15 protein-coding genes are annotated in these 20,430 nt (G+C 44.0%); 6 read left to right on the plus strand and 9 right to left on the minus strand.

What is annotated here, in order from left to right; genetic code table 11:
* The first annotated feature begins 63 nt into the window (after positions 1-63).
* Positions 64-1,563, plus strand: coding sequence for a MocR-like pyridoxine biosynthesis transcription factor PdxR (gene pdxR, locus ACX17N_RS07140; protein WP_458891973.1), 1,500 nt, complete (start codon positions 64-66; stop codon positions 1,561-1,563).
* Positions 1,564-1,631: 68 nt separating this feature from the next.
* Here the strand turns inward: pdxR and ACX17N_RS07145 are convergent, their stop codons facing one another.
* The 4 genes from ACX17N_RS07145 to ACX17N_RS07160 form a co-directional block, all read right to left on the minus strand.
* Complete coding sequence (locus ACX17N_RS07145; RefSeq protein WP_458891835.1) at positions 1,632-3,074, minus strand: amino acid permease; 1,443 nt, start codon at positions 3,072-3,074, stop codon at positions 1,632-1,634.
* Between the two features lie 513 nt (positions 3,075-3,587).
* Entirely contained in the window at positions 3,588-4,187 is a 600-nt protein-coding gene (ssb, locus tag ACX17N_RS07150) for a single-stranded DNA-binding protein (protein WP_458891836.1), read from the minus strand.
* A 51-nt stretch (positions 4,188-4,238) separates the two neighbouring features.
* A complete protein-coding gene (locus ACX17N_RS07155) occupies positions 4,239-5,603 on the minus strand; it encodes an MFS transporter (RefSeq protein WP_458891837.1) in 1,365 nt (454 codons plus the stop codon).
* A gap of 150 nt (positions 5,604-5,753) precedes the next feature.
* Complete coding sequence (locus ACX17N_RS07160; RefSeq protein ID WP_458891838.1) at positions 5,754-6,839, minus strand: DUF475 domain-containing protein; 1,086 nt, start codon at positions 6,837-6,839, stop codon at positions 5,754-5,756.
* Between the two features lie 210 nt (positions 6,840-7,049).
* Here ACX17N_RS07160 and tenA point away from each other — a divergent pair, with 210 nt between their 5' ends.
* Positions 7,050-7,724, plus strand: a complete 675-nt coding sequence (gene tenA / locus ACX17N_RS07165) for a thiaminase II (RefSeq protein ID WP_458891839.1) — start codon at positions 7,050-7,052, stop codon at positions 7,722-7,724.
* A gap of 50 nt (positions 7,725-7,774) precedes the next feature.
* On the opposite strand, the gene ACX17N_RS07170 is transcribed toward tenA, so the two are convergent.
* From ACX17N_RS07170 to ACX17N_RS07180, 3 genes are all read right to left on the minus strand, one after another.
* Positions 7,775-8,128: a DUF1304 domain-containing protein gene (locus ACX17N_RS07170; protein WP_458891840.1), complete on the minus strand. Its 354-nt coding sequence runs from the start codon at positions 8,126-8,128 to the stop codon at positions 7,775-7,777.
* Between the two features lie 72 nt (positions 8,129-8,200).
* Positions 8,201-9,178, minus strand: a complete 978-nt coding sequence (locus tag ACX17N_RS07175; protein ID WP_458891841.1) for a zinc-binding dehydrogenase — start codon at positions 9,176-9,178, stop codon at positions 8,201-8,203.
* A gap of 3 nt (positions 9,179-9,181) precedes the next feature.
* On the minus strand, positions 9,182-9,784 hold the full coding sequence (locus tag ACX17N_RS07180) for a TetR/AcrR family transcriptional regulator (protein WP_458891842.1): 603 nt from the start codon (positions 9,782-9,784) through the stop codon (positions 9,182-9,184).
* A gap of 243 nt (positions 9,785-10,027) precedes the next feature.
* Between ACX17N_RS07180 and uvrA the strand changes: the two genes are divergently transcribed.
* The 3 genes from uvrA to ACX17N_RS07195 all read left to right on the plus strand — a co-directional run bounded on the left by uvrA (position 10,028) and on the right by ACX17N_RS07195 (position 15,723).
* Positions 10,028-12,859 carry an excinuclease ABC subunit UvrA gene (uvrA, locus tag ACX17N_RS07185; RefSeq protein ID WP_458891843.1) on the plus strand — a complete coding sequence of 944 codons (2,832 nt, stop codon included), beginning with the start codon at positions 10,028-10,030 and terminating at the stop codon, positions 12,857-12,859.
* A 169-nt stretch (positions 12,860-13,028) separates the two neighbouring features.
* A complete protein-coding gene (locus ACX17N_RS07190) occupies positions 13,029-14,606 on the plus strand; it encodes a GmrSD restriction endonuclease domain-containing protein (RefSeq protein ID WP_458891844.1) in 1,578 nt (525 codons plus the stop codon).
* A 301-nt stretch (positions 14,607-14,907) separates the two neighbouring features.
* Positions 14,908-15,723 (plus strand): toxin-antitoxin system YwqK family antitoxin, encoded by an 816-nt coding sequence (locus tag ACX17N_RS07195; RefSeq protein ID WP_458891845.1) that lies wholly within the window; start codon positions 14,908-14,910, stop codon positions 15,721-15,723.
* A 32-nt stretch (positions 15,724-15,755) separates the two neighbouring features.
* Here the strand turns inward: ACX17N_RS07195 and ACX17N_RS07200 are convergent, their stop codons facing one another.
* Positions 15,756-17,462: a GGDEF domain-containing protein gene (locus ACX17N_RS07200; RefSeq protein WP_458891846.1), complete on the minus strand. Its 1,707-nt coding sequence runs from the start codon at positions 17,460-17,462 to the stop codon at positions 15,756-15,758.
* A gap of 153 nt (positions 17,463-17,615) precedes the next feature.
* The gene (gene blaOXA, locus ACX17N_RS07205; RefSeq protein ID WP_458891847.1) at positions 17,616-18,464 is read right to left on the minus strand and encodes a class D beta-lactamase; all 849 of its coding nucleotides are present in this window, start codon (positions 18,462-18,464) and stop codon (positions 17,616-17,618) included.
* A gap of 1,052 nt (positions 18,465-19,516) precedes the next feature.
* Between blaOXA and omp33-36 the strand changes: the two genes are divergently transcribed.
* Positions 19,517-20,413, plus strand: a complete 897-nt coding sequence (gene omp33-36, locus ACX17N_RS07210) for a porin Omp33-36 (RefSeq protein WP_458891974.1) — start codon at positions 19,517-19,519, stop codon at positions 20,411-20,413.
* Positions 20,414-20,430 lie beyond the last annotated feature (17 nt).

The raw sequence follows: 20,430 nt of genomic DNA on the forward strand, positions 1-20,430 counted from the left end.
TGTAATTTCGCGCTTCTTGTGTCAACTGACGAGAGCCACTTTTTAACTGTAGGAGAGAGCCAATTGCGTAGTTTGTTAGGCGATCATTTATTACAACGTCTCCAGCAGGATACTGAGGGTAAACTCCATCAGCGTTTATTTCGCTGCTTAAGAGGTGCGATTACCGAAGGCGTGATTCAGCCCAAAACACGCTTACCGGCCTCTCGTGATTTGGCCAGTGAAATTAAAGTCTCACGCAATACCGTGCTGTCTGCCTATGAACAGCTGCAAGCTGAAGGCTATCTAGAAGCACGAACTGGACATGGCACCTGGGTGGCGGAACATTTGCCCGAAGTGTTTTTAAATAGCATTCATGGCAAAAAAACCGAAGGCATTGCCAAAGCCAGACAAAATGCATCCTTATCACAACGGGGCGCGCTGGTGTTTGGTCATGCCGCCGCGTCTCCGCATCAATGGGGCGCATTTGTACCGGGTGCGCCAGATGTCACCGAATTTCCGCATCAGGTGTTTAGCCGAATTCAGGCACGCCTGAATCGCGAGCCGGACATTGCCCAGTTAATTTACAGCAATGCAGGCGGCTGTATGGAACTGCGCAGTGCCTTGGCCGATTACCTCAGGGTTGCACGTTCGGTGCAATGCGATACCGACCAAATTATTATTACCGAAGGCATCCACCAAGCGATTGATCTGGTCTCGCGCGCGCTGTGTGACATTGGCGATCAGGTTTGGATTGAAGATCCAGCTTACTGGGGCATGCGCAATACCTTACGTATCAACGGTCTGGATATCCACCCGATGCCGGTAGATGGCGATGGCATTATTCCCGAACAAAATCCAGAAAAACCGCCGAAACTGATCTTTGTTACTCCTTCGCATCAGTACCCATTAGGTTCCCATCTAAGTTTAGAACGCCGAAAACAACTATTAAGCATTGCTAAACAAAATGGCAGCTGGATTGTGGAAGATGACTATGACAGTGAATTTCGCTTCTCGGGTCAGCCCTATCCATCCCTGCAAGGATTGGAGCCAGACTCGCCTGTGATTTATATGGGGACCTTCAGTAAAACCATTTACCCTGCGCTACGAATTGGTTACTTGGTGGTGCCACGTGCACTGTTTTCTCCTTTACGCGTCTTAGCCGCAGAGCTGTATCGTGGCGGGCATTTGCTGGAACAGCGCGCCTTGGCAGAGTTTATTCGTGAAGGGCATTATGAAGCACATATTCGACGTATGCGCCTGCTGTATGGCAAACGTCGTGCTTATTTGGTGGATTTAATTAGCCGCTATTTAGGTCCCGAGTTTATCCATGAATACAATGATGCTTCGGGACTCCATTTGGTGATGAAACTGCCTGAACACTGTGATGATGTCGCTATCGCTTCTTCAGCCTTGGAGCGCGGCATTAAAGTCCGTCCATTGTCACAATACTATATGCATTCACATGCCCGTGCGCAGCGCGGACTGCTGATGGGCTTTGCTTGTGTGAATGAACGCGATATGGTGATGTCCTTTGGCGTGTTGCTGCAGTGCTTACGTGAAGCCGGTGTGCCAACACTGAATTGATCCTGTGTCTTACAGATAAAAAGAGTCTCCACATGGAGACTCTTTTTATCTTGAGAGTGCGGAAGCTTTTAAACCAGCTCTTCTTTATGCGTATGTGCGAGATGAGTCGCTCTACGCTCCTTCCCCCAGCCGAATTTTTCCGACAACAAGCCAAAGAACACAATGGTGCCAAACAAGGCTGTGGTATAGATCACTTCTTTAAAATAAGTGCCTTCAATCAACATAGTCAGAATCGCGCCAATAATCGCAATGATCACGGCATAGGTCACATAAGGGAACAACCACATTTTAAAGTCGATTTGTACGCCTTGTGCTTCCAGCTTTTTACGCATACGCAGTTGCGAATAGGCAATGGTCAAGTACACATACAAGGTTGCTGCACCTGTGGTCAGCATGAAGAAGTCATAGACATCCATACTCTTGGTGGCTGTTAAAACCACTGCAATCACCGAGAAAATGCATGACACGATCACACCTACAGATGGACTACCATGACGGTTGATTTTGCCAAAGCTCTTCGGTGCATCACCACGTTTCGACAAGGAGAAAATCATTCGTGAGCAGGTATACAATGCCGAGTTAAAGCAGCTACATACCGAAGTCAGTACCACAAAGTTCACAATATGACGTGCGCCAGGAATGCCCAGTGCAGACAAGGTGACGCTATAGGTCCCCCAAGTTGAATCTTTTAACAGTTCATTATCGTGAGGAATCAAACAGACCGCCACAAACATAGAACCCACATAGAACAAGACAATTCGCCACACCACAGAGTTCGAAGCCTTACGAATTTCTTTCGATGGATTTTCTGATTCAGCCGCAGCGACTGTCACAATTTCAGCACCAATATAGGCAAACATCACACCCAGCAAGGCGGTAATGACCGAGGATGCGCCATTGGGCATAAAACCATGTGAGGTCAAATTGCTGATCCCCGAAGCAGTAGGGTCACCCCAAGGCCACAAATGCATGATGGCCAAGCTACCAATCACCAAGAAAATCACAATCGCAATCACTTTGACCAGTGCAAACCAGAACTCGAATTCACCGTAATTTTTCACGTTCTGAAGATTGACCGCCACCAATGCCACGATCACCACCACCATATAGGTCCAGATCGGGATAAAGGGAAACCAATTATTTAAAATTTTACCTGCAACATAGGCTTCCCAGCCCATGAGCATCGCCAAAGTACACCAGTATAACCAGCCAATTGAAAAACCAGCCCAACGACCAATCGCACGGTCAGCATAGGTTGAAAAAGAGCCACTGTCCGGGTTTAAAACGGCCATCTCACCAAGCATCCGCATGATGAACCAAACCAATAAACCGCCGAGTGCATAAGTAAGAAACACAACCGGCCCAGTGTTGTAAATAATACTTCCTGAACCAACAAAGAGAGAACCGCCAATCACACCGGCAATTGAGATCATGGTCAAGTGACGTGACTTAAGTCCATTATTTAAGCCTTGGGAGCCTTTGGACTCAGACGTATTTTGATGTCCAGCCATAGAATTTTCCTTAACATGATAGGAATATCGGTGTCACAGAGTGAGGTCACCCTAGGTCATCACGATTCCTAAATATTTGGTGAATTTGCCCAACCACTGAGGGAGAGGATTATTTGGGCAAATCCGACGTTTCCGTATGCATACTTCTAATAGGCTTAATTTGTCGTTTTGGCACTCAAGAAACGAGAGCCATTTTTCTATAGAAAGAAAGAGCCAATTGCTTTTTTAATGCACTGTTTTTGTGCATATCTCTCATTCAATGGCATGCTCTATGGCTGTGGCATGCTCAGCACCTCAGATTAAATTCATTTAAAATAAATAACTTAATCGAAACTATTTGTTCGGCTTACGCTCCATTTACAGGAGCCAATTCTTAGAGTGCGCGTCCTGCGCATACTCTAGAACTTTAGTATAGCGCGCAATTATTAAGCTGAACTAAATAAAAAACCTTCCTAGCTGGGCTAAGAAGGTTTTGGTTGTTTTGATCAATGGGATGGAAGTACTTGTATCCGATTAGAACGGTAAGTCGTCATCTAAGTCTGCTGGAGCAGGCGCAGATGGCGCTGCTTTCGGTGCAAAACCGCTTGGGTTATTGTTGCCATAACCTGCTGCTGGATTAGCAGCAGCTTGGTTATTGTTAAAACCACCCGCGTTGCCATAACCTTGGTTGTTATTGTTGTTATAACCCGTGTTATTGCCATAACCACTGTTCTGGTTATTGTTAAAGCGAGGTTGGTTAAAACCGGCATTATCGCCCGGTACAGCTTCACCTTGCTGACGGTTCGAATCGAGCATTTGCATTTGCTCACCACGAATTTCAGTGGTGTAACGCTCTTGCCCATTCTGGTCTGTCCACTGACGGGTACGCAATGAACCTTCGATATAAACCTTTGAACCTTTACGTAAATATTGCTGTGCAATTTCACCTAAACGATTGTGCAATACAATACGGTGCCATTCAGTTTGTTCTTTACGTTCACCTGTGCTTTTGTCAGTCCAAGAATCGCTGGTTGCGATTGAAAACTGAGTAAGCGAGCCCCCATTTGGAAAAGTTTTCGTTTCAGGATCACGACCTAAAGTTCCAACTAAAATAACCTTATTTACACCACGCATTTGCTGACTTCATCCTATTTGTTTCTATATTTTACTTTATAAGAGTTATGCTTAAATGGCTACCTCTTTCCCTAACAAGTGCGTTAAATGTTGTCGCGCAGCTTCATCAATACGCTGCTTATCTACTTTTACATACGCCACTTGCTGGTCCGACATCACCACGACTTCTTCAATACCACGAATTGCTAAAAGCTGAGAAGTCCATTCATCTGTTTGTTTGCTTTCAGGTAAACGCAAAACAATCGATGAAAGATAACGCGGTTGAGCTAGCCCAAAACTAATGAGCAGCCAAATTATAGCAATTGCACTCAGGATACTCCAACCCATTGCCGTGTTATTCAGCATCAATAACTGACCGCCTAGCGTTCCGCCAAAAAATGCCCCTAAAAACTGGCTACTGGCATTCACCCCCATCGCGGTCGCTTTAGACTGAATTGGCGCTGCTTTGGACAACCAAGAGGGCAATAACGCTTCCATGACATTAAAGGCAATGAAGAATAAACCTAGCCCAGTCAACAAGATATATTTAGATTCATAACCAAAAATCAGGATGATTAAACCGAGAATAATCCCTGCAATCGCGGTGAGGAAAATACTGCGCATTTTGCGATATTTTTCCGCCACAATAATGCTCGGAAAAGCAAAAAATAAGCTAATCAGCAACAGGGGTAAATAAATTAAACCATGTTTCGCCAGAGGAATTTGCGCAAATTCAATCAACTGCGAAGGCACATAAATAAACATCGCTGTCAGCAATAAATGCAGGGTAAATACCGAAACATGCAAACGATTCAGATCTGGCATTTTTAGGACTTGTTTGAGCTGCGCCAGATAACCTTGCTGAAAGTTTTTATGATGTCGGGTGACTTTCGGCACCAACAGCAACATGGAAATTGCGGCTAAACCCATAATGGTGGTGACCCAAAACAGCCCTGAAATACCGACCAGACTGGTCAACCACGGCCCTAAGCTAAATGCCACCACAAAGGACAAACCAATACTCATACCCATGGCTGCCATGGCTTTGGTACGTTGCTCTTCCCGAGTCACATCGGCCAGCAAGGCCATCACCACCGCAGACACTGCACCTGCACCCGCAATGGCTCGTCCTATAATCACCCCATAAATAGTGTCGGACATTGCGGCAATGGCCCCCCCAAAAGCAAACAATAACAGCCCCAACACCACCAAAGGTTTACGGCTAAAACGGTCGGCAATCAGGCTGAACGGAATTTGCAAAATGGCTTGAGTTAAGCCATACACCCCAACGGCTAATCCAATTAACGCAGGCGTCGCATATTGATAGGACTGACCAGCCACGGAAAAGACCGGAATAATCATGAACAAACCCAACATGCGCAAGGCAAAAATACTGCTTAAGGCAAAGGTCGAGCGGCGTTCGAGGGAATTCATCATATCAATAGACTTAAATGCGTTGAATTTGGAAGCTATGCTACAGCATTCGGGTAAGAATGCGTTGCCATTCTAGAATTATCTCAAGAAAAAAGGGCGCAATACAATGCACCCTTGATTCTACTCTGTGGACATTTCGTGCAGATTCACGGTTTAACCATGTTGTCCTTGGCGTTTGCGGTATTGAATCGAGGCGATGATTGCCCAAACAATAAATGCCACCCCAATCAGACCTGTCACCACTTCTGGAATATGTACACCTGTTCCGCTTGCCAACATAATGAAGGCTAAGGCACCAATCGCATAATGCGCACCATGCTCAAGGAAGATATAGGCATCTAAAGTCCCTTTTTCAACCAAGTAAATGGTCATAGAACGTACGAACATCGCACCAATCGCCAAGCCGAGCATAATGATGACCACGTCCGAGGTAATCGCAAAGGCACCAATCACGCCATCAAAACTGAATGAAGCATCCAGCACTTCCAGGTAAATAAAGCCACCTAAACCGGCTTTAATCACGCCAGTCGAAGCACCGCTGGCATCATGTGCTACAGCATTACCGTCTTCATCAATTTCTGGCTCACCGCCCAATAAATGACTCAATACTTGTACACCGATATAAATCACAATGCCCCAAATACCGGCCATGGTCACCACCAGACGTTCTGAATCGGCAACATTGGCTGCCATAATTAACAACGCAATCAGTGAAATAAAAACTGACATGGCTGGCACATTGGCTAAATTGGATAAACGGTGCTCTAACCATTTGAACCAATGCGTGTCTTTCCCTTCGTCAAAGAAGAAATTCAAAAACACCAACAATAAGAAAGCACCACCAAACGCTGCAATTTCAGCATGATGGGCCATCAATTTTTCAGAGTATTGCTGTGGCTCATTTAATGCCATTTGCACCACTTCCAACATGCCCATATCCGCTGTGACGGCAACAATCACGATTGGGAAAACCAAACGCATGCCGAAAACGGCAATCACAATTCCGAGGGTTAAGAAGATCATTTTCCAGAAATGATCCCAACCTCTCAGTACCGAAGCATTCACAACGGCATTATCAAACGATAATGACACCTCCATCACCGCCAAAATAGCGGTAATGGTCAAGGCGGTAAACATGGTCTTTAAGCCCGCTTCTGGACCGTGGGTGAAACCCCAGTAAGCAGAAATGGCAAGACACACAATCGTAAAAAAGATAGAGAAACCAAAATGTTTCATCATAACGAGGTGACCTTTGGATAATAAGACGGCTGTAAGTTCTACAGCTTAAAAATTTATGCGGATTATTATGCCGCTTTTATGGCTTAAACCAAAACTGTTCTACTCTTTTTTGTGCAGTAGCCGATGTCTGTATGAAATCAGGGTCGTGTATTGCTGCTGCTTGGGTTAGTCTAGTCCACATGAGTTTGAATTTGGATCAAGGAAACTGTAATGCTTTTTTCTGAGCAATTGTGGCAGCGTAATCTCGACTTATATCAAAAAACTTTAGCCTTGCCGTTTAATCAGGAGCTGGCGCAGGGGACGCTCAGCCCAGAAGCGTTTGGACATTATGTAATTCAGGACGCGCATTATTTATTGGCTTATGGACGTGCCTTAGCGGTCTGTGCCGCAAAAGCCTATGAAGCCGATGATGTGATGCAGTTTTCCGAAGCAGCGAAAATTGCAATTGTGGTGGAACGCAGCTTGCATGACAGTTTTATGCAGCAGTTTGATATTTCCAAACAGGAATTTGAAAGCACACCTCTGACCCTCGCCTGTCACCATTACACCTCATTTTTAACCGCGACAGCATGGTCTGAAAGTTATCCTGTGGTGCTTGCGGCTTTACTGCCATGCTTCTGGATTTATGCCGAAGTCGGTAAAGATATTGTCGATAATTCAATTGCCAACAATCCGTATCAAGCCTGGATTGATACCTATTCGGGTGAGGAATTTCATACTGCCGTACGTAACGTCATTGCCACGGTGAATAAAGTCGCGGCACGTTGTGATGCCGACACCTTAGAAAAAATGCATGCGGCTTACCGCATGGGTGCCAAACTGGAATGGTTATTCTGGGACAGCGCCTATCAACAACGTCAGTGGCATGGACTCGATCACGCTTAATTTTTTAGCACGCTTTAGCCAGCAACCGGCTGGCTAAAGCAGCCAGCACTTTAAAACAGGTTCACTGCCAGTAACGCCAACAGTGCAGGAACGGCTTGAATATAAATAATCTTTTTACTGGCGGTCATGCCCCCATAAATACCCGCCACCAGCACGCAGCCCAAAAAGAAATTCGCTAAGGCACTGGCATAACTTTCCGGTGCAAACAAAGACCAGAATAGCCCCGCTGCCAAAAAGCCATTATAAAGCCCCTGATTCTGTGCCATGACTTTGGTCAATTGCGCTTTTGCAGGCGTATTGCCAAAGGCTTTTAAACCATAAGGCTTGTCCCACAAAAACATTTCCAGCACTAAAATATAGACGTGTAAAACTGCAATCAGCCCCACTAAAATTGCGCCCAACATTTTTATTTTCCTTTTTTGTTGTATCGAATACGGCAAAAGTGAGCCTTTCGGCTCACTTCAGTGGATTTAATCTTAAGCTTTGAACAAGACTTTACCTTGGCGTGCACTTTGTGTGGCTTTTTCTGCGGCTGCCTTTAACTCAGAGAATTCAAAAACGCCTTCTACAGGCAACGTGAGTTTTTGCTGCGCCGCGAGCGTTAATAGCTCAACCACAAGCGCTTTTTTACGCTCCGCAGGCATTTGCTGATTGACCACGCTGGCCCAGAAGCCCTTGATGGACGCTTGTTTAAAGATTAAATCACCCGATTCAATCTGCATGGTTTCGCCCGTCATGCTGCCGAATGAGACCAACAGCGAATTTTCACCTAATACGCTTAACAGCTCACCACTGGCTTTGCCACCAATCGAATCGACTCCGACCATGAGCGGCTGATCCTCCTGAATGGCTTTGACTTGGGCTTTCCAGTCGGCTTGGTCGGTGGCCACCACATTCTGAATCCCCAAGGCCGTCATTTCTGCGACGGCTTCTTGGCGACGCACCAAGTTAATCACATGAATGCCACGCGCTTGCGCAATCATGGCAACGGTTTTACCGACAGCACCATTGGCCGTATTTTGAATCATCCACTGACCAGGCTGTAACTGAGCAAAATCCAGTAACATTAACGCACTGAGTGGCATGGCAATCAGCTGTGCCGCCAATTCATCTGGAATGACTTCAGGTAAAGGAACCACGGCGGCGGCTGGTGCCAGACAATATTCTGCCCAACTGCCATGAATGCCTGCGGCAGAGACACGTTGTCCCACTTGCAAACCTGTGACCCCTTCACCCAATGCATCAATAATACCCACGGCTTCACTACCACCAATCGCCGGCAATTCAGGTTTATAGCCATAGCTGCCAACTACCGTCAATACATCGTGGTTATGAATTGGTGACAAAATGACTTTTAAACGGACTTGACCCGCTTTCGGTTCAGGTTGCGGCATCTCGGCTTGTTCGAGTACATCGGCAAATTCGCCAAAACTACGATGAATAATACTACGCATGGCTTAATCCTTCATGGGTTGTAAGAGGTTGTGTGTGGTTTCCAGTGCTAACTGCAAAGGGGCTTTGTCTTGCGCCAATTTGGCCAGCAAGGCTGCGCCTAACCACAGTTGATACATCACTTGTGCCATTTTGAGCGGTTGAATATGGCTGGGAATAGAACCCTCTTGCTGCCCTTCTTCAAGTAATCGGGCGACCCGCTCAATCAATTTACTCACACCAAAATTCAAAATCTGGCGCATATCTTCAGACAAGTCAGACACTTCTGCTGCCAATTTCACAATCAGACAGTTTTCTGCCCAACCGCCCTGAATGGGATCTTCAATCCATGCTTGCCATAACGCGATTAAACGCGCATAGGCACTGCCATCGGTGAGCGTCCAAAGCTGTTCCACCTGTGTGCTGTAATCCGCAATGTATTGCTCTAACAGCGCACAACCAAAAGCTTCTTTAGAGGCAAAATAATGGTAGAACGAGCCTTTCGGCACGTCACAGGCTTTTAAGATTTCTTGTAGCCCTACTCCGACAAAGCCTTTCTGTAAGACCAGTGGAAAACTGGTGTCCAGAATATGCTGACGGGTGGCTTCCGTTTTGATTGATCGTTTCATGTGCTCACTATATTTTACTATTAGACCAGTCGTCTAGTAATTTTATGTAACTGAGATTAGATTACGTTCTAGAGTAGCCACTACGGCAAATGAATGTTAATAATAGCGGCCTATACTATGCCCGATTGTTCAGGCTTAATCTCTCCGTCATGATTTGTCGTTTAAAAATCAACACAACAGACTTGAACAATTTTAAAGCGCTATCATATAAGTTTCTATTTGCACAATAATTGAGATGTTTTCATGAGCCAAAGTCATATCCGTATTCGAGGTGCACGTACCCACAATTTAAAAAATGTGAGCCTCGATATTCCCCGCGACAAGTTTGTGGTGATTACGGGACTCTCAGGTTCAGGTAAATCCTCTCTCGCTTTCGATACCCTGTATGCCGAAGGTCAGCGCCGCTATGTCGAATCGCTGTCGGCCTATGCGCGGCAGTTTTTATCGCAAATGGAAAAACCTGAAGTTGATTCGATTGAAGGTTTAAGCCCTGCGATTGCCATTGAGCAGAAGTCGACCAGCCATAACCCGCGCTCGACTGTCGGGACCATTACCGAAATTTACGATTATTTGCGTTTGCTCTATGCCCGTGTCGGGACGCCTTTTTGCCCTGAACATGACCTGCCGATGGTGGCACAAACCATTTCGGAAATGGTCGATGCTGTGAAAGCGCTCGAAGAAGGCACAGCGCTAATGCTGCTTGCCCCTGTGGTACGAGAACGCAAAGGCGAATACAGCAATCTGTTTGAACAATTACAAAGCCAAGGTTTTGTCCGTGCCCGTGTCGATGGTGAGATTATTGATATTGACTCGCCGCCTGAGCTGGACAAAAAGAAAAAACACACCATTGAAGTGGTGGTGGACCGCTTTAAAGTTCGGGATGACTTGGGCAACCGAATTGCGGAAAGTTTTGAAACTGCACTGCGTTTAGGCGGTGATATTGCCGTGCTGTCATGGATGAAAGGCGAACATCCTGACCGTGTGTTTTCGGCCAAACACTCCTGCCCTGAATGTGACCGTGCCGTGGCTGAACTGGAACCGCGCCTGTTTTCATTTAACAATCCCTTTGGTGCCTGTCCGGTTTGTGATGGTTTAGGTACACGCAGCCATTTTAGTGCTGATAAACTCATTCCAAATTCCGAGCTATCGATTAGTCAGGGCGCGATTCGTGGTTGGGACCGACAACGTCCGTATTATTACAGTATGATTCAAAAAGTTGCGGATCATTTTGAATTTTCCTTAGAGACCCCATGGAACGAACTGGATAAAGATACCCAGAAAAAGTTTTTATACGGTACGGGCAAAGAAAAAGTTGATCTCAGTTATATTGACGAACGTGGGCGTAAACACAATCGCGTGCAACCCTTTGAAGGGATTTTGCCACACTTAGAACGTCGCTATCGTGAAACCGAAAGTAACTATGTGCGCGATGACTTGGCGCAGTATTTGTCTAATGCGGCCTGTGATGCCTGTGGCGGCTCACGTTTAAACGAAATTTCGCGCAATGTCCGCGTCAAAGACAAAACCATTGCCGAGATCACCAAAATGTCGATTGGCGATGCCGAAGCCTATTACCAAACCCTCAACTTGACCGGTGCCAAAGGTGAAATTGCCGACAAGATTTTTAAAGAGATCCGTGAGCGTCTGCACTTCCTCGTTTCGGTGGGTTTGAACTATCTCAGTCTGTCACGTTCGGCTGAAACTTTGTCGGGCGGTGAAGCACAGCGTATTCGTCTGGCTTCGCAAATTGGCGCAGGCTTAATGGGCGTGATGTACGTATTGGATGAACCCTCAATTGGTCTGCATCAGCGTGACAATGACCGTCTACTGGAAACTTTGGTGCGTTTGCGTGACCTCGGCAATACCGTGTTGGTGGTCGAACATGATGAAGATGCCATTCGCGCAGCGGATCATATTATTGATATTGGTCCGGGTGCAGGCGTGCATGGTGGTGCGATTATTGCCGAAGGTACGGCAGATGAGTTGGCACGTCATGAAGATTCCCTCACCGGGCAATATCTGTCGGGCAAGCTCAAAATTGCCGTCCCTGCGCAGCGTACCCAGCCACCACGTCCCGATGAGCAAATTAAACTGATGGGTGCTGCGGGGCACAACCTGAAAAATGTCGATTTGACCATTCCACTGGGTGTCATGACCTGTGTCACAGGTGTGTCGGGTTCAGGTAAATCTACGCTGATTAACCGTACCTTATTGCCACTGGCGGCGACTCAACTCAATGGGGCAACCACGCTCACAGCCGAGAAGTTCGACTCGATTGATGGCTTGCAATTCCTTGATAAAGTCGTGGATATTGACCAAAGCCCGATTGGACGAACCCCACGTTCCAACCCTGCCACCTATACGGGTTTATTTACCCCTATTCGTGAGTTGTTTGCGCAAACCCCAGAAGCCAAAGCCCGTGGTTATGCCGCTGGTCGTTTCTCCTTTAACGTGAAAGGTGGACGCTGTGAGGCCTGTGAAGGCGATGGCATGATTAAAGTGGCCATGCACTTCTTACCCGATATGTATGTACCCTGCGATAACTGTCATGGTAAACGCTATAACCGTGAAACCTTGGAAGTCGGCTATAAAGGCAAAAACATTTCCGATGTGCTGGATATGACGGTTGAAGATGCCATGCATTTCTTCGATGCCATTCCAGTCATTCACCGTCGTTTAGAAACCTTAAACCAAGTTGGCTTGGGGTATATCCGTCTCGGTCAGTCTGCAACAACCCTTTCTGGTGGTGAAGCACAGCGTGTGAAACTGGCACGTGAATTGGCAAAACGCGATACAGGTAAAACTTTGTATGTACTGGATGAACCGACCACAGGTCTGCACTTCCATGACATTGCCAAGTTACTCGACATCCTGCATGAGCTGCGTAACAAAGGAAATACGATTGTGGTGATTGAGCATAATTTGGATGTGGTGAAAACCGCAGACTGGATTATTGACTTAGGCCCTGAAGGCGGTGCAGGTGGTGGTCAAATTATTGCCGAAGGTACACCTGAAGAAGTGGTGAAAAGTAAAGTTTCGCATACAGCAAGGTTCTTAAAACCGTTGTTGAAGTGATTTTAGAATCTCCCCTAACCCCTCTTTAAAAAGAGGGGGATTCCCGCCTTTTCCAAAGGAGGGTTACTCTCTTTTTCTTGTACTAAATATTATTCAAGATTAAAAAAGTTAATTAATCTTATAAAACCACAACATACTTACTAAATAAGAAGCTCTTAGGATTAAATAAATGGCTAGTAAATCTAATCTAGTAAATTTAGATGCGATGATTAAGCGTGAAGACTTTGCAGAGGAAAGTCCTGATAATACTTCTTTTGAAAATTTCCATAGTATTCCTGCACGCGAATTAGAAACTGGTAAACCTATTATTAGTTTACTAAGGAAGCCTGATTTTCAACGTGAAACAAATCATTGGTCTCCCGAACAATTAGTTTCATTATTAGAGTGCTATTTAGATGGTGATTTAATTCCTTCAGTCATCTTATGGAAATCAAACTCTTATATGTTCGTAATTGATGGAGGCCATAGATTAAGTGCATTGCGGTCTTGGGTTGAAGATGATTATGGTGATGGTCATTTATCATTCAAATATTTTGGCTCTGACAATATATCTTTAGAGCAGAAGAAGGCTGCTACGAAAGTACGCAAACTGATTAATGATAAAATAGGGAGCTGGGCAAGTTACCAATCTCTTTCAAAATTAGATGATCACTCACAACTAGATCCTCAAAAAAAGAAAAGATTGAATACTCTTACTGCTAGAGGGTTATCAGTACAATGGGTTACTGGTGATGTAAAAAAAGCCGAAACATCTTTCTTTAATATCAACATGAAAGGCACTCCTCTTGATGAGTTAGAGGAAAAATTACTAAGAAATAGATTCAAGCCAATTCCTATTTCAGCTCGAGCAATTATTCGTGCTGGACAAGGTCACAAATACTGGTCAAACTTTGACCATGAAATGCAATCAAAAATTGAATCCGCAGCAGCATCATTACATGCAACTTTATTTAGTCCAGAAGCCTCACAACCAATTAAAACATTAGACTTACCCTTAAGTGGATCTAAAGGTGTAAGAAATGCTCTTCAAATATTAATAGAATTACTTGCAATGGCTTCATCTAAGCAAGCTAGTATCAAAAAACTTGAAGATGATGAAAATGATGATACTGGATCTCTGACTCTTACCTGTCTAAATAAACTATTAAAATTAGCATCACGGATTACTGGTGATGAGAACGGTAGCTTAGGACTACATCCTGCTGTCTACTTCTATGGTCCTAGTGGAAGACATTCAAGTTCAATGTTCTTAGGCACATTTTCATTAATTAACGAGAAACTCTCTAATAATGACCAAACCTTTTTTCAAAACTTTATTAAAATAAGAGAGCAACTTGAACGTCTCTTAATCGAACACAAAGATCTTATTGCGGGCATTCTTCAACGCTCTTTAAGTAATAAACGTAATAATACTTATAAAGAAATCTTGTCCGAAACAATAAAAAAACTGTTATTAACTAAAGATGTAACTGAACAAGATTTTATCAATTTTGCAGGCTTTCAAGGAAAAATCTTAGTTGGCGAATATCAAAGTTCGTCTACCAAGTTTACCGATGATCAAAAAAGTCAGATCTTTATTTATTCAGCATTAAAGACCGCACTTAAATGTCCAATATGTAATGGTTATTTAGATGCTCCTAAATCTATTTCTTACGATCATATTATTCGTGTCGAAGATGGCGGTAAAGCTGGCTATAACAATGGACAATTAAGTCACCCTTATTGTAATCAATCTATAAAGAATTAATATTTTATAAAGTATTCTTATAAAACAGGTGACATGGATGTCACCTGTTTGACTGTACTTCACACATGGGTTTTGTCACTTTTTCCCAGTCAAAAGTGAGGCAACGCCTACACAACAAAAATTTAAACCACTACATAAATATGCGGACGTGATAAGGAATCAAACCGATATTCAAATCACCAAACAGCAAAATCTAAATTCTATTACTCAATTTAAATTCAAATCACGTAAAATCCGACTCGGCTTTCATCAAAACAGAAGCCCTATGACTTTTCAATAACACAACGACATAATCAAAACCATGAAAGCACTCCTTCTCAGCATGTCTTTGGGACTTGTGTCCCTACACACCTACGCCAATGGCTATATCAATGAAAACATGATTGTTTTCACCTCAGCATCCGATGGCAGCGACAACCCGTGGCAAGAGCATCCCAAATGTACACCCCGTATTCAAACGGGCAACACATCCAAATCATGGCTGGTGCAATATTTTTATGCCGGCCAAAGCCCGCTGACCTCGTCATTTATCACCACACAAAAGCCTTCGAGCAAAGCCAGCGAATGCGAACATCTGGTGCATTTTCCAGATCAAATACAAGGCTCAGGAATCTTTGAAAGCTATTATCCGAATGGCAAAATACGTAGCCAGATTGAATATGAAGATGGGATCTACCGTGGCAAACTCATCTTCTGGCATGCCAACGGCTTAAAACAACAAGAATCGACCATGAATGATGGCGGTCCTGATGGGGAATATCGCATTTGGCACCCGAATGGCCAACTGGCGCTGTCCATGAAATACAAAGATGAGATGCAAGATGGCATGAAACAGCGCTGGTATGCCGACGGTAAACCCTGGACCTATGTGCGTTTCGAACATGGCATCATGCGTGGTGAACTGAAACAATGGTTTAGTAATGGCAAACTGGAACGTCGTGGAGAATACCGCAACGGCTTAAGACAAAACCGCTATGAAATTTGGTATGAAGATGGCACCCCCGAAGCGGTGTTAAACTACGATGCCGGCAGTATTATCCAAGCGCAATGCTGGAATGCCATGGGCAAACTGCGTAATGCCAAGCATTGTCTCTCTGACTATCAGAATGAAGAATAAGCTAAAATAATCATGCCCATGCGGTCACAAGCCTAGCCTTGTACCGCATTTTTGCCATTCGCTTTGGCCTTAAATAAAGACTGATCGGCTTTATGAAAAAGCTCTAACCAACTGGCCGCCCCCACCGCATAACCCGCACTGATCGAAACGCGCAATTCTTGGGCTAGACCGACCTGCAAGGTTGCAAGATTGACCTCACGTCGGATTTGATCGGCAATCATTAAGGCTTCCACTTCCGTGATTTGCTCCAACAGCAGCAAAAATTCATCGCCCCCATAACGCACTATTAAATCTGTAGCGCGGACATTGGATTTTAAAATTTCGGCAACCATCTGAATAACCTTGTCCCCAAGCATATGCCCATATTGATCATTGACCTGTTTGAAATCATCAATATCGATCACCAGCAGCCCCAACTTTTCTAACTTTTTTGGTTGCTGTTCTAGGTGCTGAATACAACTTTCTAATGCTAAACGATTGGCCACGCCTGTTAAGGCGTCTGAGTTGGCAATATTTTTCAGTTGAAATTCCAAGGCGTCGCGTTGTTGTAACATGCCTTCTAGCTTGCGTATCGCGGTAAATAAAGAATCTACCCGACGATCTTGTAAGCTGCTGTCTTCCAGCGCTGAACTGACCTTACCCTGTGATAAATTTAAAATGGTTTCACGCGCTTGAATTAAAGGTCCAAATACATTGCGACGCGCATAAATCATGGTAAACAACGCTGCCAATAAGGACACGGAAGTCATGAACAGCGTCAGAAAAAACTGGCGTTTGGCCTGCGACTTGTCTTGCTCCGCAACCATCAGGCTGTAGTCCAAAATATAACTCTGCAAGTTCACCACTGAACTAAATTTATCAACGATTTGCTTGGTCAGTTCAGTGCCTGATAAAGCATAGGGTTGCCCTGCAAGGCTGTCTTGAATCAGCATCTGCACGGTATCAATCCCTTGATCAAGAAAGTCTGTTTTCACTTTTTGATGCAATTGAATAAATTCAGGGGTTTTATCTTGTTCGGGCATGATGGTGTAAACCAAATCCCATAAATAATGCGCTTGATGCTGAGTTTGCAGAGAACGCGCCAGATTGGTATCGGGCATTTTTTCCTGAAAGGTCACAGGAGCAATAATATTGGATGCCACACGGCCTGCCTGATCACGCAAATCGGCCAAAATCAGAATTAAGGTGTAATAATTCGAGGTGTATTCATCTTGGCTTTGTGAATGAATCACCATATGTTTTAACACGGTATGGCTTTCATCCCATGCAGCAAACATCTGTAAAATTGCAGCATCCAGTTGCCCCATAGTACGCTGGGCACGAGGCAAAGCAGCATAGGCATCTACCGCAGCCCGCCCTTGCTGTAATTGTGGTTGCAGTTGGGTGGTTAATTCCCTAGCTTCGGCATGAAAACCTGTGCTATTCAGCAGCACTATCGTATTTTCAAGCTGTTGATCAACCCCACGTCGATAGTCCCTCAACTCTTGCTGATTCTGAGCCAGCTCTTCGGAGGTGCTCGACATGACTTTATTGGCCGGGGCACGTTCCCGTGAAATTTTATTGGAGAGTTCAGCGACAGCTCTAAGACTCTGAATCTCAGACAAGGAAATACGCGCTTGTTGGTAGTGCTGATAGCTTTTAAAAATCAGCGGTACAGAAATAAACAGCAATGACAGAACAATGATCAACATCGCTCCCAGCAATCGTTTACTAATGTTTTCTGCACGTAATTTGGACATAGATGCTGAGAGGTTTCCTTCGCGGATTTCGCTATGATTTAAATCATAACACTACGGAAATGTACAACACTGAAGCGTCATTGTCTGTACCGTAACAGAATCAGTGTTGTGTACAAATAACGTACTCTGTTTATTTTAGCTGAATTTGCAGCATTATAAATAAGGGAAAATACCCAGTTTATCTAAGGCATCGAGAGTTAACTCTTTTCTTAACGCCAGTTGCTGCTCATGGTCGGTTTGCATATTAAGCGCAAAAGCCACAATCTGACCGTTGGCTTGCTCAACCCAGCCCACATACCATCCGACCCGAGGTTGTACATCCATGCCCCAGCCACTTTTGGCATACAGCTTGGCTGCCCCACGGCGCTCTACATACAACATGTCTTTCACTGCCTGTTGCACCTCTGTATCGAAGGCTAGAGTTTTAGTCGCCAGTCGATAGGCAAATTCAGCTTGTTGTTGCGGGGTAATGGTTAAGGGGCCATCGAGCCAAAAACGGTCCACCTGAGATCCTATCTGCATATTGCCATAGCCCACACGCTTCAACTCATGTTGCATTAGGCTTAAACCAATGCGTCGAGCCAGCGTTTGGTAAACTGGTACGGCTGAAGCTTGCATCGCCTCTGCCAGAGTCATATCCTTTTCCCAACTTTTAAAGCTGCGTGCTTGTCCATCCCATGGAAAAACTTCTGTGGTGGTGGCTTTATGCTGTTGTAAACCAATCAGTGCATTCAACATTTTAAAAGTCGAAGCCGGAATATAGGCTGTATCTGCCCGCTGTAAGTCATTACCCAAACGTCGCATGTGCTGCCCATCATATGTCACCAATACCGCGGGCTGCTGAATAGACTGAAACATCTGATTCACCTTATTGTCAGCCATCTGTTGTGACATGACAGGATTGTTCGCAGTCTGAGCATTCGGTTTGATCTGTGAATTACACCCCACCAAAACTCCCGCACCCAACAGCAAACAACCCAATGTGCGCATTACCACTGGCATGGTTACTTCCTCAAGATTTGAATCATATTGCTGCTCATGATAGCCAGTTTTTGAGCAAGTAGAAGAATTTCAAGGTGTTTTATTTTACTTATGATCTATTATGGTGCATAATGCACAACATTAGGGCGTTTTTAATTTCATCCTCAGCAGATATTTTTAAATTTCCCTGTTTTTTGGCAAAAAAATCCCAGTTTATTTATTTAATCTGGGATTTTTTCTGCCTTTAAGATTTATTATCAATATTAAATTCAATTTAAAAATTAATAATCGCACCTTATTGGTGCAATACAGTGATCCGATAGTGCAGACTCTACAGCCAATCAGCACCCGCGTTGTATTTGGGTGCAGACCCAGCGCTTCTTCCTTTCTACAGCTCTGTAGCACAACATCTGCTGCCACAAAAACAGCGCTCATTGATCGAATACTGATACTGATTCAAGAAAAACGCATAAAAAAAAGCCCAACCTTGGGGAAAGCTGGGCGATAAAACAAAAACCTTTTGTGGAGAATCAGTCAGATATCACACTATTGCCATGAAACATGATCTGATTACCCTATTATTATGTTCTGCTTTTGCTTAGAAGTAAAGCCGATTAAATTGCTTTGTTTTATAGAAAAACACATAAAATCCCCAATAAGACAAATTCATCACATTTACCCCCTAAAAAAAGCGCAATTAATGTGCACTTTTTACAATTTTTGTAGGTTTTAATTATTTTTTAATCAACTTTCTAGCAGTGCATCACTAAAGAATGTGTCATTTGTGTGAAACTTATAATTGTTTTTAGGAATTAAAATTTGATTTTAAATCTATTTTTACAATTTAATTCACATCAGATTATTCCAAAATTTTTCACCCAGTTTTATGAATTGTGAACCTTAGTCTATTGTTATCTCTATATTTTTTATCAGGTTGACAAGATTTTAGCCATTTGCATATTTTTTAAACAAGAAAATTAGTGCAATTGCTCAGCTACAAGCCGTAACATGCGCTTGATTGACTTAATAAATTGTTACAATACAATGCCACTTGCTTAATCCATTTTAACAAACTGGTAATACTTATGAAAAAACTCGGTTTAGCCACTGCTTTATTATTAGCCATGACCGGTGCTCAAGCATACCAATTCGAAGTACAAGGTCAATCTGAGTACATCGATAATACTGCTAATGACAAAAACTTCACTGGCGCAGCTCAAGGTACTTTCTACTTTAAAGATGTGGATACTTCTAAAGGTCCTTTAGCTGAAGCAGCGTTCTTAAACCAAGCATCTAATGTTTCTGTTGCTTACAACTATACTAAATATAATGAAGAAAATGGTTTCAATACTGAAACTCATACTTATGGTGCAAAAGCAGAAGCTTATATCCCAACTAAATTCGTTCCTGCTTATGCAAGTGCGTCTTACAACCACACGAAAACAGATGCTAAAAATGCTATCTCTGCTGAAGCAGAAGATAATGGTGACCGTTACGCGCTTGAATTGGGTGCTCTAGTTGCCCCAAACTTCTTGGTTGCAGTGGGTTATACTAGCGTTGCAGACGAATATTCTCTTGATGCATTCAATATTTTATCAAATGGTGTTGTGAGTGCTGGCTTAGAGTCAGATACCATTCGTGATGACCAAGATGCAATCACTGCACGTACTAAATACGTTGGTAACATCGATGGCACCAACATGGCTGTAGGCTTTGAGTCTGGTCTTGTTTATGGTGAAGACACAGCTTACCAATTGAAAACTGATTTATATGTAACACCTAAACTCAGCGTAGGTGCTTCTTATGTGAAATCAAGCTTTGCAGATACTCCTGATTCAGCTTGGGGCGCAAACGTTAACTACTTCATCACTCCAGCAGTTGCTGTAGGTGCTAGCTATGTAAATGCTAACGATGATGTTGCTAATGAAGATACACAAACTGTAGGCTTAAATGCTAAATTCCGCTTCTAATTTTATTTAGAATCAGA

It is taken from the genome of Acinetobacter sp. GXMZU3951 (genome assembly GCF_054457875.1).